At 37.9% G+C, this 23,696-nt stretch carries 26 protein-coding genes; 19 read left to right on the top strand and 7 right to left on the bottom strand.

Translation table 11 applies throughout. The features are described 5' to 3' along the window. Positions 1-26 precede the first annotated feature (26 nt). Entirely contained in the window at positions 27-1,592 is a 1,566-nt protein-coding gene (locus AC1DNH_RS15580; protein ID WP_477579270.1) for a L,D-transpeptidase family protein, read from the bottom strand. A gap of 271 nt (positions 1,593-1,863) precedes the next feature. On the opposite strand from AC1DNH_RS15580, the gene hisG reads away from it, so the two are divergent. From hisG to AC1DNH_RS15535, 9 genes are all read left to right on the top strand, one after another. Beyond that, positions 1,864-2,715, top strand: a complete 852-nt coding sequence (gene hisG, locus AC1DNH_RS15575; protein ID WP_029278663.1) for an ATP phosphoribosyltransferase — start codon at positions 1,864-1,866, stop codon at positions 2,713-2,715. A gap of 49 nt (positions 2,716-2,764) precedes the next feature. Then, positions 2,765-4,087, top strand: a complete 1,323-nt coding sequence (hisD, locus tag AC1DNH_RS15570) for a histidinol dehydrogenase (protein ID WP_477579268.1) — start codon at positions 2,765-2,767, stop codon at positions 4,085-4,087. 72 nt (positions 4,088-4,159) lie between these two features. Further along, entirely contained in the window at positions 4,160-5,200 is a 1,041-nt protein-coding gene (hisC, locus tag AC1DNH_RS15565; RefSeq protein WP_477579299.1) for a histidinol-phosphate transaminase, read from the top strand. Between the two features lies 1 nt (position 5,201). Next, positions 5,202-6,335 (top strand): bifunctional histidinol-phosphatase/imidazoleglycerol-phosphate dehydratase HisB, encoded by a 1,134-nt coding sequence (gene hisB / locus AC1DNH_RS15560; RefSeq protein ID WP_477625495.1) that lies wholly within the window; start codon positions 5,202-5,204, stop codon positions 6,333-6,335. A gap of 227 nt (positions 6,336-6,562) precedes the next feature. Then, the gene (gene hisH, locus AC1DNH_RS15555) at positions 6,563-7,156 is read left to right on the top strand and encodes an imidazole glycerol phosphate synthase subunit HisH (RefSeq protein ID WP_477579266.1); all 594 of its coding nucleotides are present in this window, start codon (positions 6,563-6,565) and stop codon (positions 7,154-7,156) included. Between the two features lies 1 nt (position 7,157). Beyond that, the gene (gene hisA, locus AC1DNH_RS15550; RefSeq protein WP_477579264.1) at positions 7,158-7,907 is read left to right on the top strand and encodes a 1-(5-phosphoribosyl)-5-[(5-phosphoribosylamino)methylideneamino]imidazole-4-carboxamide isomerase; all 750 of its coding nucleotides are present in this window, start codon (positions 7,158-7,160) and stop codon (positions 7,905-7,907) included. A 172-nt stretch (positions 7,908-8,079) separates the two neighbouring features. After that, the gene (hisF, locus tag AC1DNH_RS15545; protein WP_057932516.1) at positions 8,080-8,835 is read left to right on the top strand and encodes an imidazole glycerol phosphate synthase subunit HisF; all 756 of its coding nucleotides are present in this window, start codon (positions 8,080-8,082) and stop codon (positions 8,833-8,835) included. Between the two features lie 107 nt (positions 8,836-8,942). Further along, on the top strand, positions 8,943-9,545 hold the full coding sequence (gene hisIE / locus AC1DNH_RS15540) for a bifunctional phosphoribosyl-AMP cyclohydrolase/phosphoribosyl-ATP diphosphatase HisIE (RefSeq protein WP_477625494.1): 603 nt from the start codon (positions 8,943-8,945) through the stop codon (positions 9,543-9,545). A gap of 81 nt (positions 9,546-9,626) precedes the next feature. Continuing rightward, entirely contained in the window at positions 9,627-10,523 is an 897-nt protein-coding gene (locus AC1DNH_RS15535) for a WD40 repeat domain-containing protein (RefSeq protein ID WP_477625493.1), read from the top strand. 56 nt (positions 10,524-10,579) lie between these two features. Here AC1DNH_RS15535 and AC1DNH_RS15530 read toward each other — a convergent pair whose 3' ends face one another. Further along, a complete protein-coding gene (locus AC1DNH_RS15530; protein ID WP_477579260.1) occupies positions 10,580-11,338 on the bottom strand; it encodes a carboxypeptidase-like regulatory domain-containing protein in 759 nt (252 codons plus the stop codon). A gap of 39 nt (positions 11,339-11,377) precedes the next feature. Then, complete coding sequence (locus AC1DNH_RS15525) at positions 11,378-12,163, bottom strand: C40 family peptidase (RefSeq protein WP_477579258.1); 786 nt, start codon at positions 12,161-12,163, stop codon at positions 11,378-11,380. Between the two features lie 110 nt (positions 12,164-12,273). On the opposite strand from AC1DNH_RS15525, the gene AC1DNH_RS15520 reads away from it, so the two are divergent. Continuing rightward, positions 12,274-12,726, top strand: coding sequence for a universal stress protein (locus tag AC1DNH_RS15520; RefSeq protein WP_477608387.1), 453 nt, complete (start codon positions 12,274-12,276; stop codon positions 12,724-12,726). A 323-nt stretch (positions 12,727-13,049) separates the two neighbouring features. Here the strand turns inward: AC1DNH_RS15520 and AC1DNH_RS15515 are convergent, their stop codons facing one another. Further along, the gene (locus AC1DNH_RS15515) at positions 13,050-13,400 is read right to left on the bottom strand and encodes a 4Fe-4S dicluster domain-containing protein (RefSeq protein WP_025143125.1); all 351 of its coding nucleotides are present in this window, start codon (positions 13,398-13,400) and stop codon (positions 13,050-13,052) included. Positions 13,401-13,478: 78 nt separating this feature from the next. Here AC1DNH_RS15515 and AC1DNH_RS15510 point away from each other — a divergent pair, with 78 nt between their 5' ends. The 9 genes from AC1DNH_RS15510 to AC1DNH_RS15470 all read left to right on the top strand — a co-directional run bounded on the left by AC1DNH_RS15510 (position 13,479) and on the right by AC1DNH_RS15470 (position 21,861). Then, on the top strand, positions 13,479-14,495 hold the full coding sequence (locus tag AC1DNH_RS15510) for an acyl-CoA reductase (RefSeq protein ID WP_477579254.1): 1,017 nt from the start codon (positions 13,479-13,481) through the stop codon (positions 14,493-14,495). Between the two features lie 76 nt (positions 14,496-14,571). Then, positions 14,572-16,518 (top strand): gliding motility-associated C-terminal domain-containing protein, encoded by a 1,947-nt coding sequence (locus tag AC1DNH_RS15505; RefSeq protein WP_477579253.1) that lies wholly within the window; start codon positions 14,572-14,574, stop codon positions 16,516-16,518. Between the two features lie 51 nt (positions 16,519-16,569). Beyond that, positions 16,570-16,773, top strand: coding sequence for a hypothetical protein (locus AC1DNH_RS15500; RefSeq protein WP_029278679.1), 204 nt, complete (start codon positions 16,570-16,572; stop codon positions 16,771-16,773). 1 nt (position 16,774) lies between these two features. Then, positions 16,775-17,458, top strand: a complete 684-nt coding sequence (locus tag AC1DNH_RS15495) for a cell division ATP-binding protein FtsE (protein WP_477579251.1) — start codon at positions 16,775-16,777, stop codon at positions 17,456-17,458. A gap of 128 nt (positions 17,459-17,586) precedes the next feature. Next, complete coding sequence (locus AC1DNH_RS15490; protein ID WP_029278681.1) at positions 17,587-18,168, top strand: nucleotide exchange factor GrpE; 582 nt, start codon at positions 17,587-17,589, stop codon at positions 18,166-18,168. Positions 18,169-18,257: 89 nt separating this feature from the next. Then, complete coding sequence (gene dnaJ, locus AC1DNH_RS15485; protein WP_029278682.1) at positions 18,258-19,418, top strand: molecular chaperone DnaJ; 1,161 nt, start codon at positions 18,258-18,260, stop codon at positions 19,416-19,418. A 238-nt stretch (positions 19,419-19,656) separates the two neighbouring features. Next, positions 19,657-19,953 carry a hypothetical protein gene (locus AC1DNH_RS15480; RefSeq protein WP_477625492.1) on the top strand — a complete coding sequence of 99 codons (297 nt, stop codon included), beginning with the start codon at positions 19,657-19,659 and terminating at the stop codon, positions 19,951-19,953. Between the two features lie 33 nt (positions 19,954-19,986). Then, positions 19,987-20,703, top strand: a complete 717-nt coding sequence (locus AC1DNH_RS15475) for a DUF72 domain-containing protein (RefSeq protein WP_477579247.1) — start codon at positions 19,987-19,989, stop codon at positions 20,701-20,703. Between the two features lie 243 nt (positions 20,704-20,946). After that, on the top strand, positions 20,947-21,861 hold the full coding sequence (locus AC1DNH_RS15470; RefSeq protein ID WP_477579245.1) for a Ppx/GppA phosphatase family protein: 915 nt from the start codon (positions 20,947-20,949) through the stop codon (positions 21,859-21,861). A 54-nt stretch (positions 21,862-21,915) separates the two neighbouring features. On the opposite strand, the gene AC1DNH_RS15465 is transcribed toward AC1DNH_RS15470, so the two are convergent. From AC1DNH_RS15465 to AC1DNH_RS15455, 3 genes are all read right to left on the bottom strand, one after another. Continuing rightward, positions 21,916-22,593: a peptidase associated/transthyretin-like domain-containing protein gene (locus AC1DNH_RS15465; RefSeq protein WP_477579243.1), complete on the bottom strand. Its 678-nt coding sequence runs from the start codon at positions 22,591-22,593 to the stop codon at positions 21,916-21,918. Between the two features lie 52 nt (positions 22,594-22,645). Then, positions 22,646-23,212 (bottom strand): Maf family protein, encoded by a 567-nt coding sequence (locus AC1DNH_RS15460; RefSeq protein ID WP_477609122.1) that lies wholly within the window; start codon positions 23,210-23,212, stop codon positions 22,646-22,648. A 69-nt stretch (positions 23,213-23,281) separates the two neighbouring features. Beyond that, entirely contained in the window at positions 23,282-23,671 is a 390-nt protein-coding gene (locus tag AC1DNH_RS15455; protein ID WP_086545265.1) for a Spy/CpxP family protein refolding chaperone, read from the bottom strand. Between the last annotated feature and the right edge of the window lie 25 nt (positions 23,672-23,696).

Below are 23,696 nucleotides of genomic sequence, written 5' to 3'. Positions count from 1 at the left end.
GCAAGCGCTAAACTATTGATTAAATTCTACCTGAATTTCTTCATCGCAGCCCAAAGTTTTTCGTCCATACCATAAACATCAGGTCTGTATTCAATCTTATCATTTTGCGACCAGGCAGTAATGTAGGTAATAATTAATGGAACATTTTTCTTTGGGGCAAACCAAGCTGGTTTTAATTGAAATGCTTTGGTTGTATCGGCCTTTTGTGCCATACGTTTTTTATACCATTTTACATGTGTACTATCTATCGGTGGTAAATCTACTTCTGCCCTAAGCTTATCATAAGTGTAAGAATCTTTAACCAAGAGTTCGGCAAATTCTAATGGCTTTTCGATGCGTACACAGCCATGACTTATAGCCCGATTAGTCAGGTTAAATCCGTTCTTATTATTGGTATCGTGCAGGTAAATACTCGAGCTATTATCGAAGATAAATTTGAACTTTCCTAAAGCGTTTCCACCGCCAGATCCTTGTTTAAATTTAAAGGGTAATTTATCACGCGAATACCTATTCCAATTGATGGTATCAGGTTCACCAATTAGTTTGTCTTTATAGTAAACTTTAATGTTGCTGTTCGATAAATAATATGGATCTTTTCTGGCCATCCAATAGATCTCACTTTGCGCAATGCTGACCGGAATATTCCAGATTGGATTGGCCTGAATGGAATTGATTTTACTGAACAATAAAGGTGTCTCATGGTTCTTCGGTTTATCATCCAGATTGCCCGATTTTGCAAAGGCTTTTAACTTCTCTTCGTAACCATTTTCGCGCCGCCCGCCAACACAAACTTTCATTGTAATTACGGTATCTTGTTTATCCAGCCAGGTTAACCTAAAATCAGGGATATTTACCTGCACATAATTATCGCCAGTCTCAGGCATTTTCCAACGGAAGCGCTCCATATTTAGCAGTAAAATCCGTTTCTCATCGTAAGCATCTGTATTCAAATAGGCGGCCTGCAAAGCTTTATATTGAGCCGATTTGGGCTGAACAGATCTGAGTGTGTCCAACAGGTTCACACTATTCAAAAGATTGGTCATCCCAACGCTGTCCGGACGTTTAACTTTAATGTAGTAGCGCGAAAATATATTACGGGGATTTACCACCCCAAATTTTAAATAGTTTGTATAATTTAAATAGGCATTGGCCGATAGTAATTCTAGTTTCGCTATAACCGGATAACTTTCTTCTACCTTTTTAAACTTGTTTGCTGTTAATTCATCTAATAAGCTTTTAATCTCGTCTCCTTTAAAAATCTTCGGATTGAAGCCATGAACCTTACTTTCGTTTAAATAGCTTACCAGCGAATCTAAGTTTCCATTGATATAAAATCTGGTAACAAGCACAGGCTGACGATGATTATCGGCATAATAACCTTTAATTGTTTTCGGATTTACAAATTTGTCTGAAAGACTATCCAAAGTCTTTACAAAAATGCTATCATAAGCTACAGTATCGAAATCTTTATAAATTTTATTCTTAAAATGTTCAGATAACACCTTACCTATCTCTGGAGGGCTCTTAAACCATCCACAGGCAGAAACAAACAAAATAAGGGGGAAAATTAGAAAGCGAAACTTTTTCAACACGTAAAATTTTAGTACAAAATAAGGGTTATTGGCAATAAAAACAGCATAATGGCAAATTAAGTGCCATTATTTTTTGTTTTACCATTTCAAACGCTATATTTGCCAGCGCTTATCAGCTAAAGCATTGATACTGGCAGAAATAATTTATGAATTTAACTTTGAACCATCACTTACATTTACACCATCGCCGATAGGCGATATGATATGTTTGTTTTGTACTTCAAAACTTTTTTCCGTAAAATAATTTCTTGTTCACTCTATATTCAATACTTTGAAAACACTTAAAATCGCTATCCAGAAGTCGGGTAGGTTAAACGAAAAATCTGTAGAAATACTTAAAAATTGTGGTTTATCTTTCGAAAACTACAAAAGCTCACTCATCTCAACCGTTACCAATTTTCCTTTAGAAATTCTTTTCCTCCGGGATGATGATATTCCTGAATATGTACAGGATGGCATTGCCGATTTGGGTATAGTTGGAGAAAACGTAATTGTAGAAACCAAAGCTGAGGTAGATTATCTACAAAAATTAGGCTTCGGAAAATGCACCTTAAAAATTGCTGTTCAGGCAACCAGTAATATCCAAAAACTGGAAGAGTTAAATGGCAAAGCGATTGCTACTTCTTACCCGGTAATCCTCGAAAAATTCTTACAGGAAAAAGGCATAAAATCTGATATCAGAACCATTTCAGGATCGGTAGAAATTGGTCCGGGCTTAGGCTTAAGTGATGCTATTTTTGATATCGTATCAACAGGTGGAACACTAAAAAGCAACGGACTAAAACCTTTCGCTGATGTGATGCAATCTGAAGCCGTTTTAATCGGAAATAAATCAATAGCTGATAATCCTGAAGTTGCAGAATTGCTTCAACGCATCCGCTCTGTACTTAGCGCAAAATCTAATAAATACGTGGTGCTAAATGTATCAAAAGATAACCTTCAAAAAGTAGTCGATTTACTTCCGGGCGTAAAAAGCCCAACGGTAGTTCCACTTTTCGAACCAAACTGGGTTGCTGTTCACTCTGTAATTGCCGAGGAAGATTTCTGGGATAAAATAAACAGTTTAAAAGCAGCAGGTGCTGAAGGTATTTTGGTAATGCCAATCGAGAAAATAATCAAGTAAAATCGTTTAAATTCACGTTAACTATTAGTTAATTTAAAATTATAAAACATTGAAAATCTACAATTATACAGATTTATCTAAATCAAAAATTGAAGAACTTTGTTCGAGGCAAATTGAAGACGATAAACTGGTTGAAGAACGGGTAACCGACATCATCAGCACCGTAAAAAAAGATGGCGACCAGGCACTTTTTAACTTTGCAAAAGCATTTGACAAAGTTAATTTAGAGAAACTGTTTTTGGATACTGAAGAATTAAAAGCGATTGCATCTACCATTCCCGCAGAAGCAAAAAAGGCGATTGATACCGCTTACCAAAACATCAAAACTTTTCACCAGTCGCAGTTAAAAACTGAAGATAAAATCGAAACGATGCCAGGCGTTGTATGCTGGCGCGAATCGAGGGCAATTGAAAAAGTAGGACTTTATATCCCAGGAGGAACAGCCGTTTTACCGAGTACTTTTTTAATGCTTGCCACTCCCGCCATCATCGCAGGCTGTAAAGAAATCGTGGTGTGCTCTCCCCCGCAAAGTGATGGCAAAACCAATTGTTATCTGGCCTACTGTGCGGTGCTTCTGGGCATCGAAAAAGTATTCCTGATTGGGGGTGCACAAGCTGTTGCAGCAATGGCTTTCGGAACGGAAAGTGTACCACAGGTATATAAGATTTTTGGTCCTGGTAACCGTTATGTAACTACGGCAAAAACAATGGTTCAAAACAAAGTAGCCATTGATATGCCTGCAGGACCATCAGAGGTGTTGGTTATTGCTGATGATACTGCCAATCCGTCATTTATTGCTGCAGATCTACTCGCGCAGGCAGAACATGGAACTGATAGTCAGGCTATTTTAGTGGCTACTTCAAATCAGATCATTGCTGATACGTTAAAAGAAATTGAAAATCAGCTTAATATCCTCCCAAGGAAAGACATTGCAGCAAAAGCAATAGCCAATTCTTATGCAGTTTTTGCTAAAAACCTGGATGAGGCGATGCAATTTTCAAATGAATATGCACCAGAGCACCTAATATTGGCTACCGAACATTTCCAAAGCCTTATTCCATCGATTATCAATGCTGGATCGGTGTTTTTAGGCAACTTTACGCCAGAAAGTGTTGGCGATTATGCCTCTGGAACCAATCATACTTTACCAACCAGTGGTTTTGCTAAGGCTTATTCGGGCGTATCAACAGATGCTTTTCTGAAAAAAATCACTTTCCAGCATTTATCCCACGAAGGGTTGAGCAACATTGGCAATACGGTTGAAATACTTGCGGAAGCCGAGGGATTAGATGCGCATAAGAATGCAGTAAGTATTAGATTGAACTTTGAGTCCGAGGTCGGAAGTCCAAAGTCCGAAGATAACAGAGCATAGAATAAGAATTAACAATCGGTGAAATCACCTAATCTGTGTAATCAAACCGAAGGAAACCAACAAACCATTAAAATGGACATTAACGATTTAGTAAGAGAAAATATAAAAAACCTTCGCCCCTACTCTACCGCTAGGGATGAATTTAAAGGTCAGGCATCAGTTTTTTTAGATGCAAATGAAAACAGTTATGGTTCGCCACTTCCGGCAAATTACAACCGTTATCCTGATCCATTGCAGCTTGATCTGAAAGATGCAATCAGCAAAATAAAAGGTGTGCCGATTGAAAATACTTTTTTAGGCAACGGCAGCGACGAGGCGATAGATTTATTGTTCCGTGCTTTTTGTAATCCTGGAAAAGACAACGTAATTGTGCTGCCACCAACCTATGGAATGTACGAGGTTTCGGCCAACATAAACGATGTAGAAATACGCAAAGTTAACCTGCTTCCGAACTTCCAATTGGATATGGAAAAGATCGCAGAAACGATCGATAAAAACACAAAATTAATCTTCATTTGTTCGCCAAATAATCCGACTGGAAATTCGATAAATCGCGAAGATATTGAAACAATTTTAGCCAACTTTAATGGCATCGTTGTAGTTGACGAAGCGTACATTAATTACGCCCGTCAGAAGACCTTTATTCAAGAGCTAACCGAATACGGAAACCTGGTGGTTTTGCAAACTTTTTCGAAAGCTTGGGGGCTTGCCGCTTTACGTTTAGGCATGGCATTTTCTTCGACAAAAGTGATCGATGTTCTGAATAAAATTAAACCACCATACAACATCAATCAGGCTACACAGGACTTAGCTTTTGAAGCGCTAAAAAACATCGCTCAGGTTAACGATTGGATTAAAGAATCTGTGGCAGAAAGAGACCGTTTAAGCAAGGCATTAAATGCATTAAATATTGTTAAAAAAGTATATCCTTCTGATGCTAATTTTATCCTGACGGAAGTTACCGATGCCTTAAAAATTTACGATACTTTGGTAGACCAAGGCATTATTGTACGCGATCGTTCTAAAGTAACTTTATGCGAAGGATGTTTAAGGATTACAGTAGGTACAAAAGAAGAAAACGACAAACTATTAACTGTTCTAGAAAATTTTTAAGATGAAAAAAGTATTGTTTATAGACCGTGATGGGACATTAAATATTGAGCCTGATGACGAACAGGTAGATAGTTTTGCAAAGCTTAAATTTTATCCACGCTCATTATATTATTTATCTAAAATTGCTACCGAACTGGATTACGAACTGGTGATGGTTACCAACCAGGATGGATTGGGAACTCCTTCAAATCCTGAAGAAAATTTCTGGCCGATCCATAATTTTATGTTGGAAACTTTCGAAGGCGAAGGTGTTCATTTTAGTGAGATTGTGATTGATAGAACTTTTGCGAAAGACAACGCGCCTACACGCAAACCAGGTACTGCTTTATTAACCAAATATTTTAGCGAGGATTACGATCTGAAAAATTCTTTTGTTATCGGAGACCGATTAAATGATGTGGTTTTAGCCAAAAATTTGGGTGCTAAGGCAATTTTCCTTCGTCAGAATGATGCATTGGGTTCAACTGAAGCACTGGATAAACATGAAACTTTGTTGGATGTGATTATTCTGGAAACCAAGAAATGGGAAGACATCTACAACCTGCTTAAGGCAGGAAGCAGAAAAATTCACCACGAACGCAAAACCAACGAAACCGATATTACCATTAACCTTGATCTGGATGGAACAGGAAAAGCCAAAATCGAAACAGGCTTGAACTTCTTCGATCATATGCTTGATCAGATTGCCAGACATGGAAGTGTAGATTTAGAGGTAATTGCAAAAGGCGATTTACACATTGATGAGCACCACACCATAGAAGATACCGGAATTGCCCTTGGAGAAGCATTTGCTAAAGGATTAGGCAATAAACTAGGCATTGAAAGGTATGGTTTTTGCTTACCAATGGACGATTGTTTGGCGCAGGTAGCCATCGATTTTGGAGGAAGAAACTGGATTGTTTGGGATGCTGAATTTAAACGTGAAAAAGTTGGCGATATGCCTACAGAAATGTTTTATCATTTCTTTAAATCGTTCAGTGATGCCGCAAAATGCAATTTAAACGTAAAAGCAGAGGGCGATAACGAGCACCATAAAATTGAAGCTATTTTTAAAGCATTTGCAAAAGCAATTAAAATGGCAATCAAACGTGATGCTGAGAAAATGGTTTTGCCAAGCACTAAGGGGCTATTGTAAGAAAGGTCGAAGGCCGAAAGGTTTAAGACGGAGGGTTTTAACGCCCATCCGCTGTTAAATAAACCCGATAGAGCGGAATAGCCCGCATCCCGATTCTTCATCGGGAGAGGACTATAAGCGATAGCGGGACTACAGCACCTTTGAAAAGCTGACACTCGTTTTCAAATTTATAAAGCAATAAAATGAGCATCTTATCTTGATACCCGATACTAATATTTGATATTAAAATGATTGGAATAGTAAATTACAGAGCAGGCAACATCTTCTCCCTTACCGCAGCATTAGATCGCTTAAATCTAACCTACGGCATGGTAAACACCGAAAACGACCTCGAAAAATATAGCCACATCATCATCCCTGGTGTTGGCCATGCGGGTGCCGCCATGGAAAAATTAAAGGGAACGGGCTTGGTTGAAGCCATTAAAAAACTAACAAAACCTGTGCTTGGCATCTGTGTGGGCATGCAGCTCATTACCGAACATTCGGAAGAGGGCGATGCAGCGCTTTTAAATATCGTTCCGGTTAAAACCAAAAAATTCGATAAGTCGCTGAATATCAAAATACCACACATGGGATGGAATGCGATTAGTCCGAAAAACAATTCGCTATTTGAAGGTGTTGAAGATAATACACAATTTTACTTTGTGCATTCGTACTTTATTGAATATAACCCTACTTTTGACATCGCATCTGCTGATTATGGTTTAAAGTTTTCGGCAGCAATACAAAAAGATAATTTTTACGGCGTTCAGTTCCACCCCGAAAAATCGGGAAAAGCCGGTGAACTAGTATTAAAAAATTTTTCAAACTTAAGCTTATAAAATGTACATAATACCTGCTATTGATATTTTGGATGGAAAAGTTGTCCGTCTTCGTGAAGGCGATTACAACCAAAAAACGGAATATGATGTTTCAATCCCCGAAATGATAGAAAAATACCGTTCAAATGGTACAGATTTCATCCATATTATTGATTTAAACGGAGCCAAAGGCGATTTTAGCAATCAAAAAGCACTTTTTGAGATCATTAAAAAAACCGAAATGAAAGTGCAGTATGGTGGTGGCATCAGAACCATTGAGCAGGTGACCAATTTGCTTGATGCTGGCATTCACCGCGTAATTGTAGGTACACAGGCCATTACCAATCCTGATTTTTTACCTCAACTAAGCGAAACTTTTGCTAAAAAAGATGATTATGCAAACCGCATAATAATTGCAATTGATGTTTTGGATGAGGTAATCAAATATTCGGGCTGGATGGAAAGCTCGCCGATTAAACTGATGGATTACGTTGACAAATGTCTTTCACTGGGTTTTTTCCGTTTCTTATGTACCGATATCAGTAAGGATGGAAAATTGGGTGGCGCAGCGATCGATTTATACCAAAAACTGCTTGAACACTCTCCTATGATCAAACTGATTGCTTCAGGTGGTGTAAGTTCGATGCAGGATATTTATGATCTGGCTAAATATCCAATTAGAAGTGTGGTGGTTGGAAAAGCGATTTACGAAGACCGCATTACCATCGAAGAAATTAAAGAGTGGAACTTGAAAGCCTTGAGTTCGATTTAAAAAAGAATTTATATAATATTGGCTCATTGCATTAGGCGATCGTCATGCTGAATTTATTTCAGCATCTTTTATACAATAAAGACCCTGAAATAAATTCAGGGTGACGAACCGCGCGAAATAAAAGCATTAAGATTGCTTCGTGCCTTGCAATGACAAAACCCAAACAAGTTAAATGCTAAGTAAAAGAATAATCCCTTGTTTAGACGTTAAAGACGGCCGTACGGTAAAAGGTGTAAACTTTGTTGATTTACGTGATGCGGGTGACCCGGTTGAACTGGCCGCCCAATATGCACAACAAGGTGCCGACGAATTGGTTTTCCTGGATATTACCGCAACCCACGAGCGTCGGAAAACGATGATTGAAATGGTTAAATCGGTTGCCAGGCAATTAAATATTCCTTTTACTATTGGTGGTGGAATAACTGAAATTGCCGATGCAGAAGCGTTATTAAACGCAGGAGCGGACAAAATCAGCATCAATTCGGCAGCAGTTAGAAATCCGAAATTGATTGAAGACCTGGCTAAGACCTTTGGGGTGCAGTTTGTGGTTTTGGCAGTCGACACCAAATATGTAAACGGTAAAAATATGGTCCACTTAAATGGGGGAAGACTAATTACCGAACTGGAAACCGAAAATTGGATCAAACAGGCAGAAGATTTAGGTGCAGGAGAGATTTTGTTAACTTCGATGGACCACGATGGCACCAAAGCAGGTTTTGATTGTGGGTTGCTCAGTAAAGTAAACCAAATGATCAATATCCCGATTATAGCATCAGGCGGAGCGGGTAGTATGGCGCATTTTACAGAGGTTTTTCAAAAGGCCAATGTTGATGCTGCACTGGCAGCTTCGGTATTTCATTATGGCGAAATCCTGATTCCCGATTTAAAGCAGGAATTGAAAAGAAATCATATTCCTGTTAGAATATAATAATACACTCGTCATTGCGAGGCACGAAGCAATCCTAAAGCTATGGGTTCGAAAGCCTGCACAATAAGATTGCTTCGTGCCTCGCAATGACGAAAACATGATAAAAAATGAATATCGATATATCAACCCTTGATTGGGATAAAACAGCTGGCTTACTCCCGGTAATCATTCAGGATTATAAAACTTTGGAGGTTTTAATGCTGGGTTATATGAATGCTGAAGCACTGGAAAAAACGCAGGCCGAAGGCAAGGTAACTTTCTTTTCGCGTTCTAAAAACCGCCTTTGGACAAAAGGCGAAACCAGCAATAACTTTTTGTTTGTTAAAGAACTTTTTGTAGACTGTGATAACGACACCATTCTAATCAAAGCGGATGCCGTTGGTCCAACCTGCCATACGGGTAGCCGCAGCTGTTTTAAAACAGATTTTAACCAGAACTTTATTTTCGAACTCGAAAACATCATTAATGATCGATATGAAAACCCGGTTGAGGGTTCTTACATCAACAAAATGCGTAGCAAGGGATTAAATAAGATTGCCCAAAAAGTTGGTGAAGAAGGCGTAGAAACGGTTATCGCAGCACTTGCTGAATCGGAAGAAGAGCTCATTGGAGAAGCATCAGATCTTGTTTTCCACCTTTTATTTTTATTGAAAGAAAAAGGACTATCTATTCAGGATATTGCAAAAAATTTAGAGAAAAGACATAAATAAGGTTTAAGGTAAAAGGTGTAAGGTTTTAGGTGCCAGATGCCTAACCTTACACCCTAAACCCTAAACCCTAAACCTCAAGAAATGCTCAAACACCTGCAAACACTTCCCGGACACCAAAACCCTGTTTATGCGCTTGCCAACTCAAATGAGGATGGCGTATTTTTTAGTGCGGGGAACGATAAGGGGGTTGTAGAGTGGTCGTTAAATACGATGGCTTTTGTAAAGGTTAAAATGCCGGTACAGAGCTCGGTATATTGTTTACACTATTACAATCAACAACTATTTATCGGTGAACGCAGTGGTGCGTTTAGCGTTTATGATTTTAATGATCAGAAAGTAATTGCCAGAATAAATGCACATACCAAACCGATTTTCAACATACAAACGGTAAAAGGCAAAAATGAGCTTTTAACCACTGGCGAAGATGGAACGGTTGCGGTTTGGTCGTTGGTAGACTTTACAGAGATTTACCGTTTTCAGGTGGCTTACGATACGGTTAGGGCTATTGCAATTGCACCTAACGAAAGTGAAGTGGCCTTTGGCTGTAAAGATCACCTGATCAGGATTTATAACCTGGCTGATTATAGCCTCAAACAATCGCTGGAAGGGCATTCATTACCTGTTACCTCTTTGGCATATCATCCTACTGGTAAATACTTAATCTCGGRCAGTAGGGATGCACAGCTAAAAATATGGAACCTGCCAAATTATGAGCTCAGGGAAACGGTTCCGGCACATATGTTTACCGTTTACGATATTGCCTTTCACCCTACCCTACCTTATTTCGCCACGAGCAGTCAGGATAAAAGCATTAAACTCTGGGATGCAGAGAACTTCAAATTATATAAAATTTTAAGCCTAGAAAAAGCAGGTATAGGGCATACTCATTCGATTAATAAAATTATCTGGAGCCATGATGGTAAATACTTAATTTCTACAGGAGATGATCGGCAGGTGATGGTTTGGAAGATGGAATAATTTAAGATTTATTTTTGTTGAGTGTTATCGTCACACTGACCTGTAGCGCAGCTAAGCTATTTTTTATTCGTATAAAACGGATTGATATCTTGAAGTAGATTTCTCATTTTAAAATATACTTTTTTCCAGAAGGGCGTTCTAGTCACAACAATATCTCCCATAATTTCACCGCTAAGACATAGCTCAAGATTCAGGTTTTTATTGTCAGCTAAATCTACCAACGAATTCAAAGGCTTATAGCCAATGTAACTTACGGTTAAAATACAATTTTCATCTTCGAAATTTGCAGGCAACTTAATTTCAAAATTTCCTTTTTGATCGGTAGAAGCAAAAGCTAACCGGTTGTTTACCATAACAGATACTGAAGGAAGTGGCTGCTTGTCATCTTTATCTATTACCCTGCCCTTTATTGTTTTTAAGGTATCGCCTAAAATTTCTATTTTCTTTTCAAAAGAAGTGTTCTTGCGGTATCGATCTGTTTGATTAAAGGGTGTTTTGATTACTTTGGCGTCACTTAACTTCGGAACACTCAAAAAAGCCAGCAAAGATGCTGCAATCAGGTTTGGTTTAAATCTATTGAGTTTATAATTCTCTTTCACACGGATTAAACGATCAAGCTGCTCTGGCTTAAATCTTCCACAACTCTCCCCTTGATTTTGGTTAAACCATTGTTTTAGCGCTGCATCAGTAAAATGAGTAAAGTCTACTACAGATTTCTGGCAGGGCCCACAAAATTTTCCATTTGAATCAGCTTGCATTGCCGCCCACTCTTCATGGCAGGGATTTGAGATTTGAATTTTAAATTTAGATGGCATAAAAAAATGTATCTTTTATATAGGATACATTTTCGGCTACTATTCCACAAAACGTTTGATAATTCTGAGCTTGTGCGAATATTTACCCAATTCCTTATTAAAAATCCCTTGATCATCAATTGGATCAATTTTTACTTTGGCTGAGGAATGGATAATTTCATTTGGACTGAGCATGATACCTACGTGAGTAATTCTGCCTTCGTCGTTATCAAAAAAAGCAACATCACCAGCCCTGCATTCAGCCAAAAAGCCAACCAATTCGCCTTGTTCGGCTTGCTGTGAGGCATCTCGGTTTAACTTAATACCCAACATTTTAAATACGGTTTGTACAAAACCAGAGCAATCTAAGCCAAACAAATTCCTTCCACCCCATAGGTACGGGATATTTTGAAAAAATTTCGCCGTTTCAGTAACTTTATCGGTAAAATCCACAGCACTATTATTATATACTTCGAAATTCAGTTTAAATTTTTCCGTTCCAGCATAACAGAATCCCTCTTTTAAAAAAGGAAGGTTGCTTGCCGGACTTAAATGATATGAACTTCCATCAGCTGCTGTTAGCACATTATTGAAACTTAATGGGGCAAGCAATTTACAATCGTGCATTGCTACAAACTGGCTTTGGGTAATCGGGGCCAATTGTCTGAAATCCATCCAGCCTTCATATCCATCGTAGCCATTTTGAATGAGCCACCAACGTTCTTCTTTCTGAATAATTTCTACATGATCGCCGAATAAAAGTTGCGAAACAATTTCTGCTTTATCTGATGCATCTGCTCTCAAAGGTGCTACAGCAACCCTACAAATACCGTATTGATTTTCCATTTAAATATGCTCGTGAAACTATTGTAAAACTAATAAAATACATCCATTGCCTAACATTTTGCGCACAAATTTGTTATTTTTATGATGATCACCCTTTAAATATGCTCGCCATGAATTTTAAAAAAATATTAATTGCCGTTGATAACAGTACCTGCTCAGAAAAAGCGGCAAAAGCCGGTTACGACATGGCTGAAAAATTTGGAGCAGAAGTAGCATTGGTTAACATTATCGAGCCTATTCCCGCCAATGTAAACCCCGACTTAACTTTGGCGCCAGTGTTTTTAGAGACATACGACAATAGCGAAGAAAACAGCCACATTTTGCTCAAAGAAATGGAGACGAAATATAGTAAAGGTACAAAAACCACTTATTTAAGTGTTGTTGATACCGCAGCGCATGGTATTATCCAACAATCGGACGAGTGGGGATCTGATTTAATTGTTATTGGCACTTATGGACGTACGGGCTTGTACCATTTTTTAATGGGAAGCGTTGCCGAACACGTGGCGAGAAAATCTGCTTGTCCGGTTTTGATTATTCCTAATAAATGTGACATAGACTAGTTCATTGGTTAACTGGCCAATAGTTCATTAGTAACTGCAAGTTGCCTACTAAAAACTGAATACTCATTTATTGCTTATTAGTTGCTGTTTCCATCTCTGAACATTAAGAAATTAAGGACATTAAGATTTTAGCGATTGTTCATTGGTAATTGCAAACCGCTAACCGAAAATTCTTTAACACGAAACAAAAACATCTCCGCGTTATGCTGTGCTTCCTTGGCAGAAAATCTATCGGAAACTAAAAACTGTTAATTAAATTCAGTTTTAAACAAAAAAAGTCCCGGCATTTGCGGGACTTTCTTGTTAAAATATGTGATATAAGCTTATCCTTCCTGGTGCAACCAAGCTTTCTTAGCTAATAATTCTTCTTCTGTTTCGCGGATATCTTCGTCATCTACGCAACAATCTACCGGGCAAACTGCCGCACATTGAGGCTCATCATGAAAGCCCTTACACTCTGTACACTTATCGGATACAATGTAATAAACTTCATCCGAAACTGCTTCTTGAGCTGCATCAGCTTCAATTTGTTGATTACCAAAATCAATGATACCATTTAAATTTGTACCATCAGAAAAACGCCATGCAGTACCGGCATCGTAAATTGCGTTATTAGGACATTCTGGTTCGCAAGCCCCACAATTTATACACTCATCTGTTATTTTAATCGCCATGTTTTCGTCTAATTCTTTTGCTTAGTTTACCTTTGCGCTGCAAATATAAGATATAATCACTTAATAATAATTCTAAATATGTCAGCATTAACTCAAGAAAAAGTAATAATCGCGTTCAACAAACTAGGTAAATTGCTTACAAACCCTACTGACATACTAGGAAATGCATTTTATACCGCTGAAAGCACTAATGCATGGTTTACTGCAGAAAACATAAAAAAATCTATTTTATCTTTTGCTGAGATGTTAAATGAGGCTGATTTGGCCATTTGGTTCAAATCGATTAAGTTTAGTACCACTCCAAAAAAGGTGGGTTTAATCCTGGCAGGGAATATCCCCCTAGTTGGTTTACATGATGTTTTAAGTGTATTGGCCACAGGTAATATTGCTTTAATCAAACTTTCTTCGGCTGATGATAAATTAATTAAAGCCGTAATTGCAGAACTCGTTAAAATAGAACCTGCTTTTGAGGATAAAATAGAATATGTAGAGCGCTTAAAAGATTTTGATGCTGTTATTGCAACCGGAAGTAACAATTCATCTCGCTATTTCGACTATTATTTCAGTAAAGTGCCCAACATTATCAGAAAAAACAGGAACAGTGTTGCCGTTTTAGACGGTTCGGAAAGTTTCGAGGATATCCAAAAGCTAGGTAACGATATTTTTGATTATTTTGGCCTAGGCTGTAGAAATGTTTCTAAAATCTATTTTCCAAAAGGTTACGATATCGCAAATTTTTACGAAGGCGTAGAAAGTTTTCAACCTATTATCAACCACTTTAAATACAATAACAATTACGATTACAATAAATCTATCTACTTGGTTAATGCTGCCAAGCACTTCGACAATGGTTTCTTGTTATTAAAAGAAGATGAGAACCTGACATCGCCTTTGGCTGTTCTTTTTTATGAAGAATACGAGCAGCTGCAAGCGCTTGAAGATAAACTGAAAAACCAATCAGAAAACATTCAATGTGTGATTAGCAAATCGCCTTTAAGTTTAAATACTTTCAGTTTTGGTCAAAGCCAGCACCCCAAACTTTGGGACTATGCAGATAATGTAAATACCGTTGAGTTTTTGAATGGGTTAAACTAATATTGGTGAGTGACTTTGCTTATTGATGCGTTTAGATTTTAAATTTATTTAATATTGTATAAATCTGAACCAGTAAATGCACGCACTATCAAAAGCTTTATTCTTTCTTTATATTCTCCTGTTTACAAATTTTGTAAAAGCACAACTTTGTAGCGGGACCTTCGGACAACCACTCATTAGTCAGACCTTTGGGCAGGGAAACAATACTGATAGCTGGTATGGGCCATTGGCACAATATGCACCAGGCGCTTCTACTTATACAACTTTTGTTGGTCCTCCGGGAGTAAGCCCACGTAATTTAACTGCCAACCAATCGGGTTTGGTTAAAACGCCTGCAACACCGGGTAATCCCTTACCCATTTATTGGCAGCCGCATGCTGATCATACCGGAGATCCTAGTGGTTTGATGCTTTTAATTGATGGTATAGCAACTCGAACTGTATTTTTTGAGCAGCGAATGGATAATCTATGCCCAAATACCACTTTACGTTTATCCATTTGGGTATTAAATACAAATTCGCCTGCTGCCAATGCTCAAAATCCAAATATGATCTTGCGTATAACCGATCCCAATAATAATATATTAGGCGAAAAACCAACCGAAAATGTACCCGCAGATGGAACATGGCATCAATATTCCGTTGACTTTAGTAATAGCAATAGCTCAACGGTAATCTTACAGTTGGTTAATAACACACCAACAAATAGTGGTAATGATTTTGCTTTGGATGATATCACCGTACAAGCTTGTGGCCCAGCTATCGCTCCATTTTTCAACACGAATGCCTCTTTATTAAACATGTGTGAAGATAATACCGACAATTTCATTTTAGATGCAAATATTACTGCAGGATATACAAACGCAGTTTATCAATGGCAGGAAAGTACAGGTAGCGGCTGGGCTGACATTGCTGGCAAAACAACGAAACAAGCTGCTATAGATTTTTCAAATCGTATAGCTGGCACCTATCAATATCGGTTAATTACGGCTATGAATGGTAATATTGATAGAACTTATTGTAGGGCGATATCAGAGCCTATAAAGGTTACTGTAAACCCATTGCCAACAGCCTCGGCAGAAAATTCTGGACCGGTTTGCATTAGTAGCACCATTCAACTAAATGCTTCTGGTGGAACAAGTTATAAATGGTCAGGGCCAAATCAATTCACATCAACAGAGAAAAACCCAACTATTGCCAATGCAACTAAAGCGATGGAAGGCACTTATACTGTTCAGGTGACTGCAAATGGGTGTACATCTCCTGCAACAACAACCGTTGAGGTTTTAGCGCCAATAATTCCGATAACCAATATCCAAAGCGCAACCATTTGCGAAGGTAAATCGGTTCAAATTGAGGCGTCAGGAGGCAGCTCTTACCTCTGGACTCCATCCAATGGCCTTTCCAATCCGCAAGCATCTAATCCAATTGCTTCGCCAACTGAAACAACCACTTACACTGTAAAGGTTTCCAATGGTGGCTGTTTTGCAACCACAGAAATCACCGTCAATGTGAATAAAAATGTAATGGCCGATGCAGGTGCTGATCAAACGATCGTTACCGGACAATCAACAATTTTAAACGGTAAAGTGAGTGGAGATGATTTTACCTATTTCTGGACACCATCAGATTATCTTGATGATCCCACCAAACTCAACCCCATTGCTACACCAACTGAAGATATTACCTATACTTTACATGCCAGCTCAAATTTAGGCTGTAACAGTAGTACTGATGAGGTTTTCATCAAGGTTTATCCAAAAGTGGTAATCCCCAATACCTTTACGCCAAATGGTGATAATGTAAACGATAGCTGGAATATTCCATCTATTACATCTTTCCCCAATTCAATTGTGAAAGTAACCAACCGATATGGCCAGCTTGTTTACCAGAGCAACGGAACTTTTAAAGCCTGGGACGGAAAAATGAATGGCAAAGATCTTCCTCCGGCAACATATTATTACAGCATTTATTTAAACAAAGATTTTAAAACCTATACTGGCTGGGTAATGCTGATGAGATAAAAAGGACTTCTTACTTCCGCTTATCATTTGGAAATGCTATTTTTGGACACAATGTATATCGTTAAAGTTAAAGGCATAGCCAAAATTCCAGATTACGTACAGCTAAGAGATGACAAGTTTACACTTTTAGCTTATTTTAGGGTTGATAGACCTGATAAGTCGCTGGAAAAACTCGGACTTGGCGACAAGCAAGAATACATTATGGAAATGGTTAAAGGTTTGCCTTTCGGGCAGATTGCAAAATTAGAAATATAATATGGCAGGCAACTCAGTAATTCATTTAAGCAATGTTGATGTTTTTCAACAGAAACATTTAGTCCTCTCAAACGTAAATTTACACATCGAAAAGGACGAATTTGTCTTCCTGATCGGTCAAACAGGTTCGGGTAAGAGCAGTTTGCTTAAAATATTATATGGCGACTTACATATTGGTAATGGCGAAGGCAATATTGCTGGTTTCGACCTTAAAAACCTAAAAGAAAGTCAGGTACCATTTTTGCGCCGTAAATTGGGTGTAGTTTTTCAGGATTTTCAATTGCTTACCGATAGAACGATTGAAAAAAACCTTGAATTTGTGCTCAAAGCAACAGGTTGGAAAGACGAAAAACTAATTAACGAACGCATTAAAGATGTTTTAGACAAAGTTGGTTTGCGTTCTAAAATCAAAAAAATGCCACACGAAATTTCTGGTGGCGAGCAGCAGCGTATTGTTATTGCAAGAGCTTTGTTAAATGATCCAGAAATTATTCTTGCTGATGAGCCTACCGGGAATTTAGATCCGGAAACATCAGAAGAAATTGTAACCCTTTTAAAACAAATTAGCCAGACTGGAACTGCGGTTTTAATGGCCACACACGATTACCATATCATCCGTACTTTCCCTTCGCGCATTATTAAATGTGAGAATGGGATTGTGCACGAAGATGCACAAATCGTATAAAAAATTCTGACATCCGTCAGCTAATCAGCCAATCTGTTCAGATAAATACAAATAAATCTGACAGCTTGGCTGATTTCCGTTTATGGCAAAATAGTTGAGATCAACACAAAAAAATTCAGCCCAGTATTATGTTTAATAAGAAGAAAAATAACGATAAAGAAGAAAATATAATGAATCCTGAAAATACATCAGAAAATACTGCTGAGAATGTAGAGAATACTGATGCTCCTATCGCTGAAACTGAGCAGGCGCCCGAATTATCTGCAGAAGAAAAATTGCAAGCGGAAGTTCAACAACTTAACGACAAATATTTACGTTTATACGCTGAGTTCGATAATTATAAACGTCGTACACAAAAAGAACGTGTAGAATTATTGCAAACGGCTGGTAAAGATGTAATTGTGTCACTTTTACCTGTTTTAGATGATTTCGACCGTGCATTAAAAGCAATGGAAACTGCTGCTGATGTTGCCCCGGTTAAAGAAGGCATTTTATTGGTAAGCACAAAGCTAAAAAACACTTTAGCACAAAAAGGATTGAAAGATGTAGAAAGCATCAGTCAACCTTTCAATACCGATTTCCACGAAGCAATTACCAATATCCCTGCTCCTAGCGATGATCTTAAAGGGAAAGTGATAGACGAAGTTGAAAAAGGTTATACCTTAAATGATAATGTAATCCGCTTCGCTAAAGTTGTAGTTGGAGCGTAAAAAATAATTATTGAATGATTGAATTTTGAATGATTGAATTAACATTCTCTCATTCCATCACTCAATCATTTAATCATTTTATAAAGAAGATGAGTAAAAGAGATTATTACGATGTATTAGGCGTAACTAGGGGCGCAGCCGCTGATGAGATAAAGAAAGCTTATCGCAAGATGGCGATTAAATATCATCCAGATAAAAATCCAGGAGATAAAGCTGCTGAAGATAAATTTAAGGAAGCTGCCGAAGCTTACGAAGTTTTAAGCAGCCCCGATAAAAAACAACGTTATGATCAATACGGTCATGCGGGTGTTGGTGGCGCAAGTGGCGGTGGTTACGGCGGTGGCGGCATGAACATGGACGATATTTTTAGCAATTTCGGCGATGTATTTGGCGGTCACAATCCTTTCGAAAGCTTTTTTGGTGGTGGTGGCGGTCAGCAACGTGGTGGTCGTCGTGTAGCCAAAGGCTCTAACCTACGTATAAAAGTTAAATTAACACTGGAGGAAATTGCACATGGTGCAGAAAAGAAAATCAAGGTTAATAAACTAATTGTTTGTAAAACCTGCGATGGCTCTGGTGCGAAAGATAAATCATCAGTAAGTACCTGTGGTACCTGCGGTGGTAGCGGCCAGGTGCGTAGAGTAACCAATACCATTTTAGGCCAGATGCAAACAGCATCTACCTGCCCTACCTGTAACGGTAGCGGTCAGCAAATTACCTCAAAATGTACAGTTTGTCATGGAGACGGCGTTGTACGTGGCGAAGAAACTATTACCATTAATATTCCTGCTGGTGTAAGTGAAGGTATGCAGTTAAGCATGAGTGGAAAAGGAAATGCTGCACCTAATGGCGGTATCCCAGGCGATTTAATTATCTTAATTGAAGAAACGCCACACGAAACCTTAAAACGCGAAGGCAACAATATCGTTTACGATTTACATTTAAGCTTCGTTGATGCTGCTTTAGGGATGAGCATTGAAGTACCAACCATCGATGGTAAAGCAAAAATCAAAATCGATCCGGGTACACAAAGCGGAAAATTATTACGCTTAAAAGGTAAAGGTTTGCCAGAAGTGAATTCTTACCATAGAGGTGATGAGATTATCCACATCAATATCTGGACACCAAAAGCTTTAAGTAGCGACGAACGTAATGCTTTAGAGAAATTACGTGAATCGCCTAACTTTAAGCCTCAACCGGGTAAAAATGATAAGAGTTTCTTCGAAAGAATGAAAGAATACTTCGAGTAATTAATTAAATATAAATTGAAAAACCGATGTCGCAAGCATCGGTTTTTTTGTTTTATATAAAGCATCATACCAAAACCCATGCTTTAGTGAAGTCAGATGTTACCACCTGACTATAAGAAATATCCCAGTAAACATGGATAATCCATTTCTCTGTATCAGATGTTACCATCTGACACCACGGGTATTTTAGTTTGTTTTTGGGTTACCATATCCATATAACAGGTATTAATCCCAAAACATGAACGAACTCACTACCGCTTTCAGAAAGTATCCAATAGCATCGGTAATATTTGCATTGTATTTAATCGGTTGGATTTCTCCGGTCCTGATTGAGATTTTCTTTGCTTCGACAAAAAAAGAATCGCAATTAAAAAACAATCATTCCCCGTTTGCTGGATTTTTAACACTTTCAATTTTCTACCTGTTAATTATGTTAATAATAGGTTTTGTAGCTAAGAGAAATAATTTCTATTTAAAGTTATCCGGCTATATTGGTATCTCATTAATTATTTTCAGTGCAATCTATAACGGATAATAAACCTTTTCATTTATAGTCTGTTTTCTATACATGAAATGGAGAATTGGTTGCTCAGGCTTCTATTATCGCGAATGGAAAGAGATTTTCTACCCAAAAGGTTTGGCACAAAAAGATTGGTTTAAGTATTATTGCGAGCACTTTAATACAATAGAGATCAATTCTACTTTTTATAAAATGCCAACGCAAAAATCGTTCGATAAATGGTATAGTGAAAGTCCGGGTGATTTTTTATTTACAATTAAGGCACCCCGGCTGATTACACATTATAAACAGTTCAATGAATGCGAGCAACTCATAAACGATTTTTACGAGGCCATTCAAATTGGGTTAAAAGAGAAATTGGGCTGTGTACTGTTTCAGTTTCCGCCAAAGTTTGATTATAGTGTAGAACGGTTAAATCTGTTGATCGAAAATTTAAGACCTGATTTTAAAAATGTGGTAGAGTTTCGTCACATCAGTTGGTTTGATGAAGAAATTTATAAAAACCTCGCTCAAAAAAACATCATATTTAGCGGTCAAAGCTACCCTTCTGCCCTACGTGATGATGCAATTCAGAATGCAGAAACTGTGTATTACCGTTTTCACGGGAAGCCTGTGCTTTACAAATCAGAATACGACATCAATGTAATTAAGGATTTCAAAAATCAGATCAAGGATACAGAAAGCGAAATTTTTGTATATTTTAACAATACCTGGGGAGTTGGAGCATTACATAATGCGAAACAATTGCAGGATTTAGTGAAATAGGTTTATTTTGTGAGGTCAGATGTTACCATCTTTCACCACGGGAATAAAGGCAGCGATTTACCGCTTAAAGGACACTGTTATTTTTACCTAAACCGACAAACCTGAATAAAATAAGCCTGATAGCTATGGTATTTAACTCTACTACCCTTAATTTAGCACCCACAATAACGAGATTTAATGGATAGCAGGAAATAGTTACCAAAGAACCGTTGTAAAGCTTTCCAAAACACAAAATTATAAACTATGCGCATTGCTGTTATCGACCTGGGCACGAACACTTTCCACTTGCTTATTGCTAAAATAACAGGAAATCAGCCTGAAATTTTATACAAAACCAATGTGCCTGTTAAATTGGGCGAAGGAAGAATTAACGACAATATTATCATTCCTGCAGCCTTTGAAAGAGGTGTGAACTGCCTTGAAACGTTTAGCCATACAATGGCTGAATATCAGGTTAGTGAGCTAAGGGCTACCGCTACTTCGGCGGTTAGAAGCGCAGAAAACGGGCAAGATTTTGTTGATGCTGTAAAAGAAAGAACTGGAATAAGCATCGAAACGATTAGCGGCGATGAAGAGGCTGAATTAATTTACCAAGGTGTAAAACTGAGCGGAGCAATTACAGAGATATCTTTGATTATGGATATAGGCGGCGGAAGTGTTGAATTTATCCTGTGCGATCCCGAAAAACTGATCTGGAAGAAAAGTTATAACATTGGGGCGGCACGTTTAATGCAGCAATTCTTTAAATCAGATCCCATAGCCGACGAGGAGAAAAATGCCATTTTATTTCACATTCAAAATCAACTGGCAGATCTTTTCGAAATCTGTGAAAAATACCATCCAGAAATTTTAATCGGATCTGCTGGGGCATTCGAAACATTTGCCGAGCTTATTATTAGAAAAAACAGCTTAAAAGCGGATATTAACACTGCCAAAACTTTCGCATTCAATTTCGACGACTACATTGCAACTTCGATCAAACTACTCAATGCTACGCATAAAGAACGGGCGGAAATGCCTGGAATGATCCCTTTAAGGATAGATATGATTGTGATTGCGGCTTTAATTACCAATTATGTTTTAGGCCGATGTAAAATAAACCGCTTAACGCTTTCTACTTACGATTTAAAGATGGGTGTTTTGGCCAGCCTGATATAAAAAATGATCCATACAGGATATGGATCATTGAGAGTTTAGCCTATATAATTTAAGTTATTTCTTTTTAGGTGCAATCATTATCTCGCCCATAATCATGGGTTCAGCTTTTTTAAGCGTAAGATTGTTTTGTTTTTCATCTGAAAAATTGAGTGTAATAAAAGCGCGATACTGAATGCTATCAACCACCAATTGGTTATTCTTGACATCAAATTTCTCATCTAAAGTAATTTCATACCGCCCATTTTTATCAGTGAGTGCGAAAAACCCTGTATTTACAATAACTAACCTTATTCCAACAGCGGGTTTATTATCTGCACCAATAACATAGCCATATATTTTTTTGGGTACAACCGGTTTTGTAACATCGGTTCTCTTATTTATACTATTTGTTATTTCGATTGGTGTTTTAAAATTTTCTGCCCTGGCATCCATTACAAAAATGCTCATGCCAATAGCCAATACACCAAGATATTTCATCCAGTTTCTATTGCTTGTTGGAACAATGGACAAATGATAATTAAGTTGGTTTAATTGGGTTTTGCTTAAACGGCCACATACAGAAGAACTGGCTCCAGCCAATACACTGATAATTTCGGCATTGGTATAGCCCGAAAAGTCAATTACATTCTTGCTACAGGTTTTACAGAAACTAAAGCCCTCTCCTTTATCCATTTCATCCCAGTTCTGCAAACATGGCTCGGCTATGGTAACTTCGTTAATTCTCGTTTTCATCGTGGTTGTTTTTAGAGATGATGAAACTTTCAGGAGAATTCCACAAGAGGTTTTAAATAAACTTCAACAGTTCGTTGTATAGCTTTTCTGTTGGTAAGCCCATTACGTTAGTATAAGAGCCTTCAATCCGTTGTACTACTACGATACCCCACCAATCTTGCACGCCATAACTCCCAGCCTTATCAAAAGGTTTATAATTATCAATGTAGAAATCAATTTCCTCGGCTGTAACAGATTTACAGTAAACCGCTGTCCTATCGTAAAACGAATGAATTTTATCGCCTTTAACAAGAGTTACAGCTGTAAAAACTTCATGCCTGCTTCCCGATAGCTTTTTTAACATTTCTTGTGCATGCGCCCTATCTTCAGGTTTACCTAAAATTTCTCCGTTTAAGGCTACAATGGTATCAGCTGTAATCACTATTTCACCATTAGCAGTAAAAGCCTTAGCCTTCTGTTCTGAAATGTAAACGGCAATTTCTGCGGGACTTAAATCCGATGGGTAGCTTTCATCTACATCTTTTAGTTCTACTTTAAAATTTAAGCCCATAAGCGTTAAAAGCTCTTGTCTACGTGGCGATTTAGATGCTAAAATAATGGGAGGGAAATTGGCAGGCATATTTTATTTTTCTGCTAAAATAAGAAAAGCGACATAAAGCCGCTTTTCTTATTTGATATTTTACCAAGATTAGTTATTTCCACCACCTTGTCTACGTTTTTCCATTTCAGCACGTTGCTCTTTTTGCCAAGCTTCGTAAGTTTTTTTCTGATCGTCTGTTAATACTGCAGTTACTTTTGCATCATTATCAGCACGCATTTTTTGCATTTTCTCTCTCATTGCATCTCTATCGCCACCACCTTGCATTTCTTCACGCATTTTTTTCATGGTTTCCGCCTGCTCAGTAAAAACAGTGGTTAACTTTGTTTTTTGATCATCAGATAACTTTAATTTTTCGTCTAACTGTTTTACGCGTTCTTCAGGCTTCATCATCATTCTGCCTTGTCCACCACCTTGTTGCGCGTTAGCGAAACCAGCTATACCTAGCATTAATCCGCAAATCATCATTAATTTTTTCATGTTGTTTTTGTTGTTTTTGGTTGAA

Source organism: Pedobacter sp. 01N310 (assembly GCF_056399805.1).
The sequence above is the reverse complement of the archived record's forward strand: the minus strand, read 5'-3'. Positions and strand labels throughout refer to the sequence as shown.